This window comes from Herbaspirillum camelliae, from assembly GCF_001929405.1.
GTDB classification, from domain to species: domain Bacteria; phylum Pseudomonadota; class Gammaproteobacteria; order Burkholderiales; family Burkholderiaceae_D; genus Herbaspirillum; species Herbaspirillum seropedicae.
Window position 1 is genome coordinate 3,143,343 of the sequence record NZ_KV880769.1, and the last position, 16,816, is coordinate 3,160,158.

The following is a 16,816-nucleotide window of genomic DNA, read 5'->3' on the forward strand; positions in this document are numbered from 1 at the left end:
AAGAGATATCAGGAAATGGAGGCGTGATGCAGTTTGACGTCGTCACTCTGTTTCCCGAGATGTTCGCTGCGCTCACGCAGTCCGGCATTACCCGTCGGGCGCTGGAGCAGCAGCGCTGGGGCTTGCAGTTGTGGAATCCGCGTGAATTCACGACCGACAATCACCGTACCGTGGATGACCGCCCCTATGGCGGCGGCCCCGGCATGGTGATGCTGGCCAAGCCGCTGCAGGCCGCCATCGAGGCGGCGCAGCAGCGTCAGCGGGCGCTGGGCCTGGCCAAGCCGCGTGTGATCTACCTGTCGCCGCAAGGCGCACCGCTGACGCATGAGCGCGTGGTGCGGCTGTCGCAGGACAGCGGGGCGGTGCTGCTGTGCGGACGCTATGAAGCGATCGACCAGCGCTTGCTCGACAAGTGCGTGGACGAGGAAATCAGTATCGGCGACTTCGTCCTCTCCGGCGGCGAGCTGCCGGCGATGGCGCTGATGGATGCCGTGATCCGGCTGTTGCCGGGGGCGCTCAACGACAGCGCCTCGGCGGTGGAAGACAGCTTCGTCAATGGACTGCTGGATTCACCGCATTACACGCGTCCGGAAGTCTATGAAGGTGAACCGGTGCCCTCCATCCTGTTGGGGGGACACCATGCCGAGATCCAGAAATGGCGCCGGCAGCGGGCGCTGGAAGCCACCCAGGCCAAGCGTCCCGACCTCATCGTCAGGGCGAGGGAGCAGGGGCTGTTGAGCAAGGCCGATGAAAAGTTTCTGGGCAGTCTGCCGCAGCAGGCCGCTAACCCGAAGTCTTAGTAGCAAATGGCAGCAAATTAGCAGCAAATGTAGTACCGCAGGCCCAGCAATGGGTTTGCACCGTGCGGTGGTCCAGGCCACCGTGTTTGAAACCCCATCCTCTACCGGGCTATACAATCAGCCCTCGTGGCAACGGCGCCGGCAAGATGGTTACAGGAGCAAAAAATGGATCTGATCCAGCAACTCGAGCAAGAAGAGATCGCGCGTCTCGCCAAGAACATTCCCGACTTCGCCCCCGGCGACACCGTGATTGTCAACGTGAACGTGGTTGAAGGTACCCGCAAGCGCGCTCAGGCTTACGAAGGCGTGGTCATCGCCCGCCGTAACCGTGGTCTGAACTCCAACTTCATCGTCCGCAAGATTTCTTCGGGTGAAGGCGTTGAGCGTACCTTCCAGCTGTACTCGCCGCTGATCGCCTCGATCGAAGTCAAGCGTCGTGGTGACGTGCGTCGTGCCAAGCTGTACTACCTGCGCGAACGTTCGGGCAAGTCGGCACGTATCAAGGAAAAGCTGCCCAGCCGTGCGGCAAAGGCTGCTGCTGCCGAGTAATCGGTCGCCTGTTGATGCGTCAGGAAAAGGGGTGTCTTACGACGCCCCTTTTTCGTTTCCGTCTACTGCATTAATGTTCTGCCAACCTCGATGAAGCGAGCACAACGTGGCCAGTTTCGATCCCGTCAATCTGCCTGTGGACGCCGTCGCCGGTGAAGGCGCGCTGGAGGCTGCGCGCCTCAATGCCGACTGGCTGCGCCAGCGCTTCGCCGACCCACCGCGCTGGGAGCCCGAGCACAGCGGCGACCAGATGGCGCGCCTGGCCGAATCCAAGGGGCGCTTCCGGCTGGCTTCGGTGCTGATCCCCATCGTCCTGCGTGAGCAGGGGATGACGATACTGTTCACGCGACGCACTGCAGATCTGAGGGATCACGCAGGGCAGATCAGCTTCCCCGGCGGTCGCCGTGAAGACTATGACGGCTCGGCCATCGAGACTGCCCTGCGCGAGACCGAGGAAGAAATCGGCCTGGCGCGCCAGCACATCGAGATCATCGGCTCCCTGCCGGACTATTTCACCGGCACGGGTTATCGCGTCACGCCCGTGGCGGGCCTGATCCAGCCGCCCTTCGAGGCCATCGGCGATCCGCGCGAAGTGGCCGAGATCTTCGAGGTGCCGCTGGCCTTCCTCATGGATGGCGTCAACCACCAGCGCCGTTCGGTAGAGCTGCCGGCTCCGGTGGGCCGGCGCAGTTTCTACACGATGCCGTATGACCGTTACTTCATCTGGGGGGCGACCGCCGGCATGTTGCGCAACCTGTTCCACTTCCTGCGCAGCTGAGTGGGGCAGGGCGCAGCTTCAAAACGATGTCAGCCGATCAAGTCTGCATATCGGTGTAAAAGCAGGTGAAATTTCTTGTTGATTTCGGTCAACGAATCTATTGTTTGATTCCCATCTTGCACTGCGTTATCGTACGGGCTACAGAGACCCATAAGGCTGCTTGATGACATTTCTTTCCATTCTCTTTGCGCTGCTCATCGAACAACTCAAACCGCTGCGCGCAGACAATCCCGTTTATGCATCGATCAAGTCTTTCGCAGCGACCATAGAAGGCTGGTTCAATGCCGGCCAGGTCCATCATGGCCGCCTGGGCTGGGTGGCCATGGTCGGCGCACTGACCGTGCCGGTGGCGCTGATCTACTGGTTGCTGCTGCATGTGAGCCTGGTGGCGGCGTTCGCCTGGAACGTGCTGGTGGTCTATCTCACGCTGGGTTTCCGTCACTACAGCCACTACTTCACCTCGATCCAGCTGGCCCTCAACAGCGGCGATGAAATGACCGCCCGCGCCCTGTTGTCCGAATGGATCCGGCAGGATACGACCGGCATGGATGTGAGCGAAATTTCCCGTATCGCCTCCGAACGCGCCCTCATCACGACGCATCGTCACGTCTTTGGCGTGTTCTTCTGGTTCCTGATGCCGGCCGGCCCGGCGCTGGCCGTGATGTATCGCGTGGCCGAGTATCTTTCGCGGGCCTGGAATGAGCCCGATCATATGAAGTTCGAAGCCTTCGGTCGCTTCGCCGCCCAGGCCTTCTACTGGATCGACTGGATCCCGGCTCGCCTGACCGCCGCCGCCTTTGCCGTGGTGGGCAACTTCGAAGACGCCATCTATGCCTGGCGCAACTTCGCCAGCCGTTGGGATGACGAGAGCGCCGGGATCATCCTGGCCGCCGGCGGCGGCGCCATGGGTGTGCGCTTTGGCACCGAGAAGGAAGCCGCAGCCGGCATCATCCTGCCGGCCGATGCCGCAACCGTCGATTCCATGCCCGAGGAAGCCGACGGCCTGCCCGGCGACACGCCCTCGCCGCGTACCCTGCAGAGCACCGTGGGCCTGGTCTGGCGCGCCTTGCTGCTGTGGATGTTCCTGCTGCTGTTGCTGTCGGTGGCGGTGTGGATGGGCTAGAAGCGGGCAGTCTGGCAAGAAGCGGGCTCTGGCCCGCTTTATTTTTGGAAACGCGAAAGGCGCCAACCCGGTATACTCCCGGCTTCGCATCATCAAAAGATCAAGATCGCACCTTGCCCGGCAGCATCAGCAGCAGGGCAGGCACGGGCGACATGCAGGGCTGGGTGGAGGCGAGGAGACCGGTAGAAGCCAAGTCTTCTATAAGATATAATACTCAACACCGCTGGCACCCAACGCAGAACATCGCGCAGGCACCGCGGAATCCAGGGCTCAGGTTCCACCAGGACCAGGGCATTCGGTTGCAAGCGCTTTAGAAGAACTGCATGTATGGCTGATCCCATCAAACCCGCAAACGCACCGGCCAAGGAATTCATCATCCTTGGCAAGACCTCGGATGGCCGGCAGTTTCGCCCCAGCGACTGGGCTGAGCGCCTGTGCGGCGTGATGTCCTGTTTCCGTCCCGAGGGCAGTGGCGGACGCAATGCCCACCTGAAGTATTCTCCCTACGTGCTGCCCACCCATATCGATGGCGTGCGCTCGGTGGTGGTCAACGAAGCCCTGCGTGAGCTGGAGCCGCTGGCCTATCACTTCGTGCTCAATTTCGCCAAGGACAATGACCTGCAGGTGGTCGAGGCCTGTGTGCTGCCCGACCCGCCCAAGGACAACAAGGGCGCTTGAGGCCTGTGCCGCATCCTTGCCCTGATCCCGCTTGAAATGGCGCTGACAGCGCCGTCTTTGCACCATCCCGCCAGCTTCCCGCCGCCCGCTCCTGCAGGCGGCCCCGCCAGCAGTTACACTAGCTCGTTGATCTTCAGTCACCCCGCCTGCGTCGGATGCACCTCTGCCCGGGCCGGGGAATCATCCGGCCGCTTGTGGCCGTCTTATCACGGAGAAGAAGCATCATGAACCACCGCATGGAGCGCGATACCTTTGGTCTGATCGAAGTGCCGGCCGACCGCCTGTGGGGCGCGCAGACCGAACGTTCGCTGCGCCACTTCCACATTTCCACCGAGCGCATGCCCACCGAGCTGATCGTGGCGCTGGCTGCCGTCAAGCGCGCCTGTGCCAGCGTCAACCGCGACCTGGGCAAGCTGGAGGGCAAGAAGGCCGAGGCCATCATTGCCGCCGCCGATGAAGTCATTGCCGGCAAGCATCCGCTGGAGTTTCCGCTGTCGGTCTGGCAGACCGGCTCCGGCACCCAGAGCAACATGAACATGAACGAAGTGCTGGCCAACCGCGCCTCGGAACTCCTGGGCGGCGTGCGTGGCGAGGATCGCCTCATCCACCCCAATGACGACGTCAACCGTGGCCAGTCCTCCAACGATATCTTCCCCACCGCCATGCACGTGGCCGCCTGCATGGCCGTGGCGACCCACCTGATCCCGGCGCTGCACACGCTGCGCGGCACCCTGGCGGAGAAATCCACCCAGTTCGCCGACATCGTCAAGATCGGACGCACCCACCTGCAGGACGCCACGCCGCTGACCCTCGGCCAGGAATTCTCGGGCTACGTGGCCCAGCTGGAACATGCCGAATCGGCCGTCATCGGCACCCTCAACGCCATCTCCGAGCTGGCCGCGGGCGGCACGGCGGTGGGCACGGGCTTGAACGCCCATCCCGAATTCGGCGAACGTGTCGCGGCCGAGCTGGCCAGGTTCTTCGGTTTCCCGTTCAAGACGGCGCCCAACAAGTTTGCGGCCCTGGCTGGCCATGACGCCCTGGTGGCTTCCCACGGCGGCTTGAAGACCCTGGCGGCGGCGCTGATGAAGATCGCCAACGATGTGCGCTGGCTGGCCTCTGGTCCGCGTTCGGGCCTGGGCGAGATCACCATTCCCGAGAACGAGCCGGGCAGTTCCATCATGCCGGGCAAGGTCAATCCCACTCAGTGCGAAGCGATGACCATGTTGTGCGCGCAAGTGTTTGGCAACGACGTGGCCCTCAACATCGGCGGTGCCAGCGGCAACTTCGAGCTCAACGTCTTCAAGCCGCTGATCATCCACAACTTCCTGCAGAGCGTGCGCCTGCTGGCCGATGGCATGGCCAGCTTCGAAGAGCACTGCGCGCGCGGCATCGAGGCCAACCACAGCCGTATCGGCGAGCTGATGGAAAAGTCGCTGATGCTGGTGACCGCGCTGGCGCCGCATATCGGCTACGACAAGGCCGCCAAGATCGCCAAGCAGGCGCACCACGACGGCACTACCCTGAAGCAGGCGGCGCTGTCGCTGGGCTACGTCACAGAAGAGCAGTTTGCCGAGTGGATCAAGCCGGAGCAGATGACGCGGCCGGGTTGAATCGTGATATGATTTCAGCGTTGCAGGAGCGCTGGAAGCTTTAAGTTACCCAGGACTGCGACGCTAAACGGCCTTGAAAAAGGCCGTTTTGTTTTTCTGGCGTTCGGTTACGATGCGCGCTACGCGGGCTTTATCAGATCGCCTCGCGGGATAGTGGAAAAAAGCTCAGCCTTCGGCCTGCGCGCCGACAATTCAAGTACTGCGACATCGTTGACGTGATTTCCATAACCGTCGGCTCTTCGGTGCAGATTACATAACGCCGACATTTTTTTCGTAGGTAAGACTTCGGATTGGGCACTAAGTGCGCTATCGATCTGTGCCACCATATCGTCAATCGAATAGCCGTCGGCATGGCGACTATTGAAGAGGTGTTTGCCGAGAAAGAGAATTTCTGCATCCATCAAGGGCGGACGTCCTTCCGTAAGGCGTTGAGCATTGATCGCGGCATGTTGCAAGGCGGTCAGCTTGCCGATCGGGACGACCTTGGGACGCTCGCCACAGGCGATGAGTTGGAGATTGGTGCGGATAAGGGAGTGGCTGTCAGCGTATAAAGGCATTTGACGCGGATCATGAAAATTCCCTCAATGAAATTATAGTCATTGCTCATCCTTCCCTCCGCTGCAACTAGCTTATTCATCTGTAAACAGGTGGCCGGTCTCGAATAAAATGACTTTCTCGGATGGCGGAAATACTCCAATTGCAAAGCATCCTCAACCGTATGTATATCAATATTGATTCGGGTTACGAATTGAAACATCGAAGCAATTCGAGCAACTCCCGGCGTATATTGCTTTCATGCGCCAGATGCGCCTGCAGCCCACGCCGGTAAAGGAGTTCCGGTTCAGCGGATGACTTCGGGAATGATGCACTCTGGCAAGGAAAAGAAACTTCCAGGGGCGATCACATGAAGAGAATTGCGGCAATCGGTGTCTGTGGCGTCCTCGCCGTGGCAGGATTGGCGGCCAGCGCATCGGCGTATGCGCACGGGCGCTTCTATGGCGGCGTGGTGATCGGCGGGCCGATCTGGGCGCCGCCGCCTGTTTTTTACTACCCGCCACCGGTCTATGTCGAGCGCGTACCGCCGCCGGTCTATATCGAGCAACCGCGCCAGGATTACTGGTATTACTGCCAGGAATCGCGCGCCTACTATCCCTACGTGCAGAGCTGCCCCAGCCAGTGGATGAAGGTGGTTCCCAATACCAACCCGTCCGGGCCGGGCGGGCCGCCGCCGTGAGGCCGGGCAGTTCTTCCGTACCGCCAGTCTCCGTATCAACCCGATGCCACCTCGCCGGTGGCGCAAAGGAAGCACCATGAATCCGATCAACAAGCGCGCCGCGACGGTCTGCGCCCTGGGCGCGATGGTGGCGCTGGGCGGCTGCGTGAGCGTGCCCACCGGCCCTTCGGTGATGGCCATGCCCGGCAAGGGCAAGAGCTATGAGCAGTTCCGCGCCGACCAGCAGCAATGCCAGCAATACGCCCAGGACGCCATCGGTGGCCAGGCGGCGCAGACGCAGAACAATGCCGCCAACAGCGCCGCCGTGGGCACCGCCGTCGGCGCGGTGGCCGGCGCGCTCATCGGCGCCGCCTCAGGCAATGCCGGTGCGGGTGCCGCCATCGGCGCAGGTGGTGGCCTGCTGGTGGGCAGCGCCGCCGGCAGCAATGCCGCGGCAGGTGGCAATTACTCCATGCAGCAGCGCTACGACATGACCTATACCCAATGCATGTACAGCAAGGGCAACCAGGTCCAGCAGCCGGTGCAGACCACCACCGTCTATACCTACCATCCGCGTTACTACTATTACGCACCGCCGCCGCCCCCGGGCTATTACGGCCCGCCACCGGTGTATTACGGCCCCCCGCCGGGCGCTTACTGAGTCCGCGCGTCCAAACCGCCTCCTTGCAGGCGGTTTTTTCTTATACGGCGCAACATGGCGCGCTGCCGGTGCGCTGTCGGTGCTATACTCGCCGCCATGCTTTTCCGAAAAAATCAACTTGCGAAAACCCAGCATTGGTGGCGCGCCTGAACGAGGCGGCCCGTTTTCACACAGCTTGACCATGTGACCATGATGCCGCCGGTTCCGGCGGCATTGTTTCTTCAGCGTCGGGAGCGGCGGCATTCCAGAGATTAACGATCAGGAATGACCATGTCTTCGAACGCCACTAGCTCCACCTCCAGCACCTTGCCCGTCGTTCTCACCGGCGACCGTCCCACCGGCCCCTTGCATCTGGGCCACTACATCGGCTCGCTCAAGTCGCGCGTGGCGCTGCAGGAGACCTCGCGCCAGTTCCTGCTGCTGGCCGATACCCAGGCCATGACCGACAACGTGGGACGCCACCAGAAGGTCACCGACAACGTCCTCGAAGTGGCGCTGGACTATCTGGCCGTGGGCATCGATCCTGAGAAGTCGACCATCTTCATCCAGTCCCAGGTGCGCGAACTGTATGAACTGTCGATGGTGCTGCTGAACCTGGTGACGGTCTCGCGCCTGGAGCGCAACCCGACCATCAAGGAAGAGATCCGCCTGCGCGGCTTCGAGCGTGATATTCCGGCCGGCTTCCTGACCTATCCGGTCAGCCAGGCGGCCGACATCACCGCCTTCAAGGGCCAACTGGTGCCGGTGGGCAGCGACCAGTTGCCGATGATCGAGCAGACCAATGAACTGGTGCGCAAATTCAACGCTACCGTGGACCGCGAAGTGCTGGTCGAATGCAAGGAAGTGCTCTCCGAAACCGGCCGCCTGCCCGGCATCGATGGCAAGGCCAAGATGAGCAAGTCACTGGGCAACTCCATCGCGCTGGGTGCCACGCCGGCCGAGATCAAGCAGGCCGTGCACCGCATGTACACCGACCCCAACCACCTGCGCGTGGATGATCCCGGCCAGGTCGAGGGCAATGTGGTCTTCACCTTCCTGGATGCCTTCGACCCTGACCGCGACGCCGTGGCCGAACTCAAGGCCCATTACACCCGTGGCGGCCTGGGCGACAGCGTGGTCAAGCGCCGCCTGGAAGGCATCCTGCAGGAAATGCTGGAACCCATCCGCACCCGCCGCGAAGAGTTCGCCAAGGACCGCGGTGAAGTGCTGGCCATCTTGAAGCGGGGCACCGAGCGCGCCAGCGCCGTGGCCGCGCAGACCATGTCGGAAGTCAATGCTGCGCTAGGTCTGAACTATTTCGGCTAAGTCAGCTTGACCGATCAATGAAAACCGCCGCATCCCGACAGGGGATGCGGCGGTTTTTTCATGCCGGCGTGAAAGCGCTCAGCGGTTCCTGGCGGGCGTCATCTGCGGCAGTTCCAGCAAGACTTCCAGCCCGCCCTCGGGCAGGTTGCGCAGGCGCAGCTGCCCCTGGTGGTTCTCGGCGATGTTGAGCGCAATGGTCAGCCCCAGGCCGGTACCGCCGGTATCGCGGGAGCGCGAGGCTTCCAGCCGATAGAAGGGCTCGAAGACCGCATCCAGCTCGCTCTCCGGAATGCCCGGTCCCTGATCACGGATGCGGATGGCGATCTTCTGCTGTTCCAGTGCGATGGAGACGCGGGCGCACTTGCCATACTTGCAGGCATTGTCGATGAGGTTGGTCAGGCAGCGCCGCAAGGCCCCCGGCTGGGCCATCACGAAGGCGCGGGTGCTGCCTTGCAGGGCCACGTCCTGGCCGGCATCGGCGGCGTCGGCGCAGACGCTGTCGAGCAGGGAATCGATGTCCAGCGCCTGGATCTTCTCCGATGAATCCATGCTGCGCGCCAGGTCCAGCCCCTCGCGCACCATCCCGTGCATGACGCCCAGGTCATCGATGAGCTTCTGCTGCAAGCCAGGATCGCTGACCTTTTCCAGCCGCAGCCGCATGCGCGTCAACGGTGTCTGCAGGTCATGCGTGATGGCCGCCAGCATGTGGGTGCGATGCTGGATCTGGCGGCGGATGCGCGCCTGCATGGCATTGAAGGCGTGGGCCGCCTGGCGGATCTCGGTCGGTCCGGTTTCGGCCAGCGGGGCGTGGTCGATGTCGCTGCCCAGGCGCGAGGCCGCTTGCGCCAGCTGGCGGATGGGACGGGTGGCCATACGCGCCACCAGCCAGGCCAGCATGGCGATCAATACCAGGAACAGCAGGATGTATTGCAGTCCGAACAGGCTGGCCGGCCCGCCACGTTCGCGCAGGGCAGGAGGCTCGCCCGGCTGGTGCAGGCGCAGGCGCATCAGCGCCTGGTCGTGCAGGCTGATGTAGATGACGCGGCAGGTATCACGACGCGGCGCGCGGACGTCATCGATGCGCAGGGGCGGGCATTCGCTCTCGCGCTGCACGGCGATCTTGCGGTCTTCGCCCAGGCGCGCCTGCAGCATCTCGGTCAAGGGGCTGGTGCTGGGACTGGGACTGGCATCGGGGCCGATGGCGTCGTTCATGTCCTCCACCATGCGCGCCTCGAAACCGAAGTTGCTGGCGGCCTGCAGCACGATGGGGCGCTGCGCCGGGGGGATGTGGTCTACCGCCTGGACGATCTGTTCGACGCGGTCGGCCAGGTGCTGGAAGCGCAGCTCGCGCAGGGTGTTGCGGCGTTCGTTGCTGGCCAGCCAGTTGGTGGCGAACACCGCCACCACGATCCCGCCCAGGAGCAGGAAGAAGATGCGGTTGCCGATGGAGCCCAGGAAATTCTTCATGCCGAGCGACCCGCGCCTTCCGTGGTGACAGTGGTGGCCAGGACATAACCCTCGTTGCGCACGGTCTTGATGATGGTGGGGGTGCGTGCATCATCGCCCAGCTTCTGGCGCAGGCGGCTGATCTGGATATCCACCGAGCGGTCGAAGGGATCGGATTCGCGGCCCTGGGTCAGTTCCAGCAACTGGTCGCGGTTGAGCACCCGGTTGGGATGGTCGAGGAAGACCTTGAGCAAGCGGAACTCCGCGCCCGACAAGGCCACTACCACGCCATCCTTGTTTATCAGGTGGCGCGCGGTCAGCTCCAGGGTCCAGCCGGCAAAGCGCATGGTGGCCACGTCCGGCTGGGCCATGTTGGGCGGCAAGGCCTGGGTGCGGCGCAGGACGCTGCGGATGCGGGCAAACAGCTCGCGTGGTTCGAAGGGCTTGGCCAGGTAATCATCGGCGCCCATCTCCAGCCCCAGGATGCGGTCCAGCGGCTCGCCACGCGCGGTCAGCATGATGACCGGTACGGATGAGCTGGCGCGCAGGTTGCGGCAGAGCGTGAGCCCATCTTCGCCGGGCAGGGTCAGGTCCAGCACGATCAGGTCTACCCGCGACTCTTCCAGCACGCGGCGCATTTCGCTGCCATTGGTGGCGGTGAGCGTGCGCAGGCCGTTGCTGTCCAGGTATTCGGCCAGCAGGGTGCGGATGTCGCGGTCGTCATCGACGACGAGGATGTGAGTATTTGTATCCATGGGTCGCATTATGCCGAACTTGTCCGGGCGTGCAGGGTGGATTTGTATCGGGTCTTTACAAGGCGCGGGGTAGAAATAAAACGATACCTGGGCGGCCTGCGTATATACAAAACGATACAAATGACGCCACAGCGGAAAAATCCCCGATACACGCCGCCGGTTTAATGGGAACCGTGCCAAGACGGCATGTCGCCGTCCAACGCATTACAGAGCATCACCCCTGAAAGGAGCAAGCCATGTTGACAATCAAGAACCGTATCCTCTCCGGCATCGCCGCCGTGAGCATCAGCGCCGTGACCCTGTCGGCCTTCGCCCAGATGCCCCCGGGCGGCCCGCAAGGCCATCCGCCCAGCCCCCAGCAGGTCGCCAAGTTCGAGCAGATGCGCGCCAAGCACCAGGCCGAGCTGCACGACAAGCTCAAGATCACCGCTTCCCAGGAAGCCGCCTGGAAGCTCTTCCTGGACAAGACCAAACCGGCCCCGTTCGACCAGGCTGGCCGTCCCGACAAGGACGAATGGGCCAAGCTGTCCACCCCGGAACGCCTGGACAAGCAACTGGACATGATGCGCAAGCGTGAAGCCTTCGCCGAACAGCGTATCGCCGCCACCAAGGACTTCTACGCCACCCTGTCGCCGGAACAGCAGAAGATCTTCGACGCCGAGCACGCCAAGATGGAACGCCATCGCTGGGAAAAGATGGAGCACATGCGTCGTGGTGATCGCAAGGGCCCGCCCCATGACGGCAACCCGGCTCCGGTTGCTCCTCCGGCCAACTGATCCAGGTCCGGCAGGAGATGCTCTCACGCCGGCGCATGCCCGATGCCGGCGTCTCGGGCAGTGTCACCCCGCAGCCTTGCGTAACCCGCGCAAGGCTGTTCCCGTTTGTTCTGGCTGGCACATCGTGCAATACACGCAATAGCTGGGTACACTGCGTGCCAGCCTGGATGCTGGGCGGCATGCTGACAATGTTGCACGCCCGTCAGCCTGTTCGGAGAGAATAACGGCGGCGGCCCGACCCGATTGGGGCGCTGCCATCCCTTAGGCTTTCGGGTTGCTCCCGGCGCTGCGAGCAGGCAAGCAGATACAGCAGACAAATTCTGGCGGGCCGCCATGGTGGCGGCCCGTTGACGTGATGACTTGATGACGTGATCGGTCCACTGGTTTCCCTGACATGACAAATACTCCCAATCCCCACCCGCCATCTCCCTCCAACCCATCCGCCCGGGGCAGCATCCTGCGCCGCTGGTGGTTCTGGGTGCTGGTGGCGGCGCTGGCGGCCGGTGGCGGCTACAAGATGTGGTCCAAGAAGAAGGCAGAACAAGAGCAGATGGCGGCCATGGGCGGGCTGGGTGGCCGTCCGGGTCCGGGGGGAGCGGGTGCACGCCGTCCGGGTGGTCCCGGCGCCTTCGGCGCGCAGACCATGCCGGTGGGCGTGGCCAAGGCGCGTCTGCAAGACGTCAATGTCTTCCTCAACGGCCTGGGTGCGGTCACGCCCACGGCCACCGCTACCGTGCGGGCGCGCGTGGATGGCCAATTGATGAAGCTGCACTACAAGGAAGGCCAGGTCGTCAAGGCCGGCGACCTGCTGGCCGAGATTGATCCGCGCGCGCTGCAGGCGGCGCTGACTCAGGCCGAAGGCCAACTGGCGCGCGACCGCGCCTTGCTGGCTTCGGCCCGGCTGGACCTGAAGCGCTACCAGACCCTGCTGGCGCAGGACTCGATCGCCAGCCAGCAGGTCGATACCCAGGCCGCCCTGGTCAAGCAATACGAAGGCACGGTCAAGGCCGACGAAGGCAACGTGGCCAGCGCCCGCCTGCAGCTTTCCTTCACCCGCGTGACCGCGCCCATCAGCGGCCGCCTGGGTCTGCGTCAGGCCGACGTGGGCAACAACGTCACCACCAGCGATACCAACGGCCTGGTCATCATCACCCAGTTGCAGCCGATCACGGCCATCTTCAGCATCCCCGAAGACAATATCCCCAAGGTCTTGCAGCAACTGCAGAGCGGCCGCAAGCTGCCGGCCCAGGCCTGGGACCGTGAGCAGAAGAACAAGCTGGCCGATGGCGTGCTGCTGACCATCGACAACGTGGTCGACGCCACCACCGGCACGGTCAAGCTCAAGGCCCAGTTCCCCAATACCGATTACGCGCTCTTCCCCAGCCAGTTCGTCAATATCCGCCTGCAGCTCAACACCGAGCAGGGCGCCACCGTCATTCCCACGGCAGCCATCCAGCGCGGCGCCAAGGGCCTGTTCGTCTACGTGGTCAAGGACGACAGCAGCGTCACTGTGCGGCCGGTCAAGACCGGTCCAGTGCAGGATGACCTGACCGTCATCACCGATGGCGTGAGTGCGGGCGAGACCGTGGTCATCGATGGCATCGACCGTCTGCGTGAAGGCGCGAAGGTGGAAGCGGTGGCGCGAGGCGGTGCGGATGATCCGGCCAACAAGCTCACCACCGAGAATCCCGAACGCCGCCATGGCAAGCGCGGCCAGGGCAATCAGGGTGCGCAGGCTGGCGCTGGCGGTGATGCAGGGCAGGGCGCTCAGGGCGGCATGAGCCCGGAAGAGCGCCAGAAGCGCTGGGCCGAACTCAACAAGCGCATCGACGCCGGCGAATTCGGCGAAGAGATCAAGAAGCTGCCCGAAGACCAGCGCCGCCAGAAGATGATGGAGCTGCGCCGCCAGCGTGAAGCCGCCGGCAATGGCAACGGCAGTGGCAATGCCGCCAAATAACCAGGGCCACGCATGAATCCCTCGCGCCAGTTCATCCTGCGGCCGGTCGCCACATCCTTGCTGATGCTGGCGATCCTGCTGGTGGGCATCGTGGCCTACCGGCTCTTGCCGTTGTCGGCCCTGCCCGAAGTCGATTACCCGACCATCCAGGTGGTCACGCTCTATCCCGGCGCCAGTCCCGATGTGATGACCTCCTCGGTCACCGCGCCGCTGGAACGCCAGTTCGGCCAGATGCCAGGCTTGAAGCAGATGTCCTCCACCAGTTCCGGCGGGGCCTCGGTGATCACGCTGCAATTCAACCTCGACCTGAGCCTGGACATCGCCGAACAGGAAGTGCAGGCCGCCATCAATGCCGGCAGCAACCTCCTGCCCTCGGACCTGCCGATGCCGCCGGTCTACAGCAAGGTCAACCCGGCTGATACACCCATCATCACGCTGGCGGTGACCTCCAGCACCATGCCCCTGCCCAAGGTGCAAGACCTGATCGATACCCGTATCGCCCAGAAGATCTCGCAGCTGTCCGGGGTGGGCCTGGTGAGCCTGTCGGGCGGCCAGCGCCCGGCTGTGCGCATGCAGTTGAATCCGCGCGCCGTGGCAGCGCTGGGCCTGAACCTGGATGATGTGCGCACCGCCATCGGCAACGCCAACGTCAACCAGGCCAAGGGCAGCTTCGACGGTCCCACGCGCGCCTCCACCATCGATGCCAATGACCAGCTGCGTTCTGCCGATGAATACCGCAATCTGATCATCGCCTACAAGAATGGCGCGCCCATCCGCGTCTCGGATGTGGCCGATGTGGTCGATGGGGCCGAAAACGTGCGCCTGGGCGCCTGGGCCAATACCCAGCCGGCGGTGATCGTGAACATCCAGCGCCAGCCCGGCGCCAACGTGATCGCCGTGGTCGACAGCATCAAGAAGATCCTGCCGCAGCTGCAGGCCAGCCTGCCGGGCGCTATCGATGTCCGCATCCTGACCGACCGCACCACCACCATCCGCGCCTCGGTGGACGATGTGAAGTTCGAGCTGCTGCTCTCGGTGGCGCTGGTGGTGATGGTGATCTTCGTCTTCCTGCGCAATGTGCCGGCCACCCTCATCCCCAGCGTGGCGGTGCCGCTCTCGCTGGTGGGGACCTTTGCCATCATGTATCTGGCCGGCTTCTCGATCAACAACCTCACGCTCATGGCGCTGACCATTGCCACCGGCTTCGTGGTCGATGACGCCATCGTGATGATCGAGAACATCTCGCGCTACATCGAAGAGGGCATGAAGCCCATGCAGGCCGCGCTGAAGGGGGCCGAACAGATCGGCTTCACCATCATCTCGCTGACCTTTTCGTTGATCGCCGTGCTCATTCCCTTGCTCTTCATGGGCGACGTGGTGGGCCGCCTGTTCCATGAATTCGCGGTCACGCTGGCCGTGTCCATCCTGATCTCGGCAGTGGTCTCGCTCACGCTCACGCCCATGATGTGTGCGCGCCTGCTGCGCCATCAGCCGGAAGAACAGCAAGGCTGGTTCTATCACAAGAGCCAGCAGTTCTTCGACCGCATCATTGCCCGCTATGGCGTCATGCTGCAATGGGTGCTGGCGCGCCAGAAGCTGACACTGCTGGTGGCCGCGGCCACGCTGGGCTTGACGGTGTTGCTGTACGTGTTCGTGCCCAAGGGGTTCTTCCCCTTGCAGGACACCGGCGTCATCCAGGGGATTTCCGAGGCCACGCAATCGATCTCGTTTTCCGCCATGGCCGAGAAGCAGCAGCAACTGGCCAAGGTCGTGCTGCAAGACCCGGCCGTGGAGAGCCTGACCTCCTTCATCGGCGTGGATGGCGCCAACGCTACCCTGAACAGTGGCCGCATGCTCATCAACCTCAAGCCCCATGAAACGCGCGACGTCTCGGCCCCGGACGTGATCCGCCGGCTGCAAGCCAAGCTGGCCGCTGAGGTGCCGGGCATCACGCTCTACATGCAACCGGTGCAGGACCTGACCATCGAGGATAGCGTCTCGCGCACGCAATACCAGTTCACGCTGGAAGACGCCGATCCCGCTGTGCTGAGCACCTGGGTGCCCAAGCTGATCGCCCGGCTGCAACAACAGAGCGAGTTGGCCGATGTGGCCACCAACCTGCAAGACCAGGGTTTGCAGGCCTACATCGAGATCGACCGCAATGCCGCCTCGCGCCTGGGTATTACCACCGCGGCCATCGACAATGCGCTCTACAACGCCTTCGGCCAGCGCCTCATTTCCACCATCTATACCCAATCCAACCAGTACCGCGTGGTGATGGAAGTCAAGCCCGAGTTCCAGCACGGCCCGGCAGCGCTGGACAGCATCTACCTGGTCACCTCCGGCGGCGGCAAGGTCCCCTTGTCGTCGATTGCCACGGTGACCGAACGCACCGCGCCGCTGGTGGTGAACCACATCGGCCAGTTCCCGGCGGCCACCGTGTCGTTCAACCTGGCCAAGGGCGCGTCATTGGGCCAGGCGGTCAAGGCCATCAAGGCCGCCGAAGAAGAGATCGGCATGCCGGCCTCCACCGTCACCAACTTCCAGGGCGCGGCGCTGGCCTTCCAGGCGTCGCTGTCCAATACGCTGTGGCTGATCCTGGCGGCCATCGTGACGATGTACATCGTGCTGGGCGTGCTCTATGAGAGCTACATCCATCCCATCACCATCCTCTCCACGCTGCCCTCGGCAGGGGTCGGGGCCTTGCTCTCGCTGATGATCTCGGGCACCGACCTGGGCATCATCGGCATCATCGGCATCATCCTGCTGATCGGCATCGTCAAGAAGAACGCCATCATGATGATCGACTTTGCGCTGGAAGCCGAGCGGCGCCAGGGCAAGAGCCCGCGCGAGGCGATCTACCAGGCCTGCCTGCTACGCTTTCGTCCCATCCTGATGACCACCATGGCGGCCTTGCTGGGCGCGCTGCCGCTGATGCTGGGGACCGGTGTGGGCTCCGAGCTGCGCCAGCCGCTGGGCATCACCATGGTGGGCGGCTTGCTGGTGTCGCAGGTGCTGACGCTGTTCACCACACCGGTGATCTACCTCGGTTTCGACAGCCTGGGTCGCCGCCTGCGCGCGCGCTTCGGCCAGCGTGAGCCAGGGCCGGGCGGCGATGATGACGAAGGCAAGCCGGCCGCCCTGCCGCCGGCGGTGTAAGCG

Annotated in this window: 15 protein-coding genes; 12 read left to right on the plus strand and 3 right to left on the minus strand. The window is 63.4% G+C overall.

Annotation, left to right across the window (positions count from 1 at the left end):
- The first annotated feature begins 26 nt into the window (after positions 1–26).
- The 6 genes from trmD (at position 27) to fumC (ending at position 5,541) form a co-directional block, all read left to right on the plus strand.
- Positions 27–800 (plus strand): tRNA (guanosine(37)-N1)-methyltransferase TrmD, encoded by a 774-nt coding sequence (gene trmD, locus BGK68_RS13930; RefSeq protein WP_075257596.1) that lies wholly within the window; start codon positions 27–29, stop codon positions 798–800.
- A 165-nt stretch (positions 801–965) separates the two neighbouring features.
- Positions 966–1,349: a 50S ribosomal protein L19 gene (rplS, locus tag BGK68_RS13935; protein ID WP_008327243.1), complete on the plus strand. Its 384-nt coding sequence runs from the start codon at positions 966–968 to the stop codon at positions 1,347–1,349.
- A 106-nt stretch (positions 1,350–1,455) separates the two neighbouring features.
- Positions 1,456–2,127, plus strand: coding sequence for a CoA pyrophosphatase (locus BGK68_RS13940; RefSeq protein ID WP_075257597.1), 672 nt, complete (start codon positions 1,456–1,458; stop codon positions 2,125–2,127).
- A 163-nt stretch (positions 2,128–2,290) separates the two neighbouring features.
- Complete coding sequence (locus BGK68_RS13945) at positions 2,291–3,250, plus strand: CobD/CbiB family protein (protein ID WP_075257598.1); 960 nt, start codon at positions 2,291–2,293, stop codon at positions 3,248–3,250.
- A 327-nt stretch (positions 3,251–3,577) separates the two neighbouring features.
- Positions 3,578–3,928, plus strand: a complete 351-nt coding sequence (locus tag BGK68_RS13950) for a DUF3579 domain-containing protein (protein WP_075257599.1) — start codon at positions 3,578–3,580, stop codon at positions 3,926–3,928.
- Positions 3,929–4,152: 224 nt separating this feature from the next.
- Complete coding sequence (fumC, locus tag BGK68_RS13955; protein WP_075257600.1) at positions 4,153–5,541, plus strand: class II fumarate hydratase; 1,389 nt, start codon at positions 4,153–4,155, stop codon at positions 5,539–5,541.
- A gap of 119 nt (positions 5,542–5,660) precedes the next feature.
- Here the strand turns inward: fumC and BGK68_RS13960 are convergent, their stop codons facing one another.
- The gene (locus tag BGK68_RS13960; RefSeq protein WP_075257601.1) at positions 5,661–6,098 is read right to left on the minus strand and encodes a hypothetical protein; all 438 of its coding nucleotides are present in this window, start codon (positions 6,096–6,098) and stop codon (positions 5,661–5,663) included.
- 347 nt (positions 6,099–6,445) lie between these two features.
- Here BGK68_RS13960 and BGK68_RS13965 point away from each other — a divergent pair, with 347 nt between their 5' ends.
- The 3 genes from BGK68_RS13965 to trpS all read left to right on the plus strand — a co-directional run bounded on the left by BGK68_RS13965 (position 6,446) and on the right by trpS (position 8,720).
- Positions 6,446–6,775, plus strand: coding sequence for a hypothetical protein (locus tag BGK68_RS13965; protein WP_075257602.1), 330 nt, complete (start codon positions 6,446–6,448; stop codon positions 6,773–6,775).
- A 76-nt stretch (positions 6,776–6,851) separates the two neighbouring features.
- On the plus strand, positions 6,852–7,415 hold the full coding sequence (locus tag BGK68_RS13970; RefSeq protein WP_069373559.1) for a glycine zipper family protein: 564 nt from the start codon (positions 6,852–6,854) through the stop codon (positions 7,413–7,415).
- Between the two features lie 270 nt (positions 7,416–7,685).
- Positions 7,686–8,720, plus strand: coding sequence for a tryptophan--tRNA ligase (trpS, locus tag BGK68_RS13975; protein ID WP_013233532.1), 1,035 nt, complete (start codon positions 7,686–7,688; stop codon positions 8,718–8,720).
- 78 nt (positions 8,721–8,798) lie between these two features.
- Here trpS and BGK68_RS13980 read toward each other — a convergent pair whose 3' ends face one another.
- Together BGK68_RS13980 and BGK68_RS13985 are read right to left on the minus strand one after the other, a co-directional pair.
- Positions 8,799–10,187, minus strand: a complete 1,389-nt coding sequence (locus BGK68_RS13980) for an ATP-binding protein (RefSeq protein ID WP_075257603.1) — start codon at positions 10,185–10,187, stop codon at positions 8,799–8,801.
- The gene (locus BGK68_RS13985) at positions 10,184–10,921 is read right to left on the minus strand and encodes a response regulator (RefSeq protein WP_198937205.1); all 738 of its coding nucleotides are present in this window, start codon (positions 10,919–10,921) and stop codon (positions 10,184–10,186) included. Before BGK68_RS13985 ends, BGK68_RS13980 begins: the two co-directional genes overlap by 4 nt.
- A 236-nt stretch (positions 10,922–11,157) precedes the next feature.
- Here BGK68_RS13985 and BGK68_RS13990 point away from each other — a divergent pair, with 236 nt between their 5' ends.
- The 3 genes from BGK68_RS13990 (at position 11,158) to BGK68_RS14000 (ending at position 16,813) form a co-directional block, all read left to right on the plus strand.
- Entirely contained in the window at positions 11,158–11,697 is a 540-nt protein-coding gene (locus BGK68_RS13990) for a Spy/CpxP family protein refolding chaperone (protein ID WP_075257605.1), read from the plus strand.
- Between the two features lie 394 nt (positions 11,698–12,091).
- Positions 12,092–13,654: an MdtA/MuxA family multidrug efflux RND transporter periplasmic adaptor subunit gene (locus BGK68_RS13995; protein WP_075257606.1), complete on the plus strand. Its 1,563-nt coding sequence runs from the start codon at positions 12,092–12,094 to the stop codon at positions 13,652–13,654.
- 12 nt (positions 13,655–13,666) lie between these two features.
- Positions 13,667–16,813: an MdtB/MuxB family multidrug efflux RND transporter permease subunit gene (locus BGK68_RS14000; RefSeq protein WP_075257607.1), complete on the plus strand. Its 3,147-nt coding sequence runs from the start codon at positions 13,667–13,669 to the stop codon at positions 16,811–16,813.
- Positions 16,814–16,816 lie beyond the last annotated feature (3 nt).

Excerpts from the sequence above, each read along its gene's own strand:
- trmD (WP_075257596.1), top strand. The coding sequence starts at position 27 with ATGCAGTTTGACGTCGTCACTCTGTTTCCCGAGATGTTCGCTGCGCTC.
- rplS (WP_008327243.1), top strand. The coding sequence starts at position 966 with ATGGATCTGATCCAGCAACTCGAGCAAGAAGAGATCGCGCGTCTCGCC.
- BGK68_RS13945 (WP_075257598.1), top strand. The coding sequence starts at position 2,291 with ATGACATTTCTTTCCATTCTCTTTGCGCTGCTCATCGAACAACTCAAA.
- BGK68_RS13950 (WP_075257599.1), top strand. The coding sequence starts at position 3,578 with ATGGCTGATCCCATCAAACCCGCAAACGCACCGGCCAAGGAATTCATC.
- fumC (WP_075257600.1), top strand. The coding sequence starts at position 4,153 with ATGAACCACCGCATGGAGCGCGATACCTTTGGTCTGATCGAAGTGCCG.
- BGK68_RS13960 (WP_075257601.1), bottom strand. The coding sequence starts at position 6,098 with ATGCCTTTATACGCTGACAGCCACTCCCTTATCCGCACCAATCTCCAA.
- BGK68_RS13965 (WP_075257602.1), top strand. The coding sequence starts at position 6,446 with ATGAAGAGAATTGCGGCAATCGGTGTCTGTGGCGTCCTCGCCGTGGCA.
- BGK68_RS13970 (WP_069373559.1), top strand. The coding sequence starts at position 6,852 with ATGAATCCGATCAACAAGCGCGCCGCGACGGTCTGCGCCCTGGGCGCG.
- trpS (WP_013233532.1), top strand. The coding sequence starts at position 7,686 with ATGTCTTCGAACGCCACTAGCTCCACCTCCAGCACCTTGCCCGTCGTT.
- BGK68_RS13980 (WP_075257603.1), bottom strand. The coding sequence starts at position 10,187 with ATGAAGAATTTCCTGGGCTCCATCGGCAACCGCATCTTCTTCCTGCTC.
- BGK68_RS13985 (WP_198937205.1), bottom strand. The coding sequence starts at position 10,921 with ATGGATACAAATACTCACATCCTCGTCGTCGATGACGACCGCGACATC.
- BGK68_RS13990 (WP_075257605.1), top strand. The coding sequence starts at position 11,158 with ATGTTGACAATCAAGAACCGTATCCTCTCCGGCATCGCCGCCGTGAGC.
- BGK68_RS13995 (WP_075257606.1), top strand. The coding sequence starts at position 12,092 with ATGACAAATACTCCCAATCCCCACCCGCCATCTCCCTCCAACCCATCC.
- BGK68_RS14000 (WP_075257607.1), top strand. The coding sequence starts at position 13,667 with ATGAATCCCTCGCGCCAGTTCATCCTGCGGCCGGTCGCCACATCCTTG.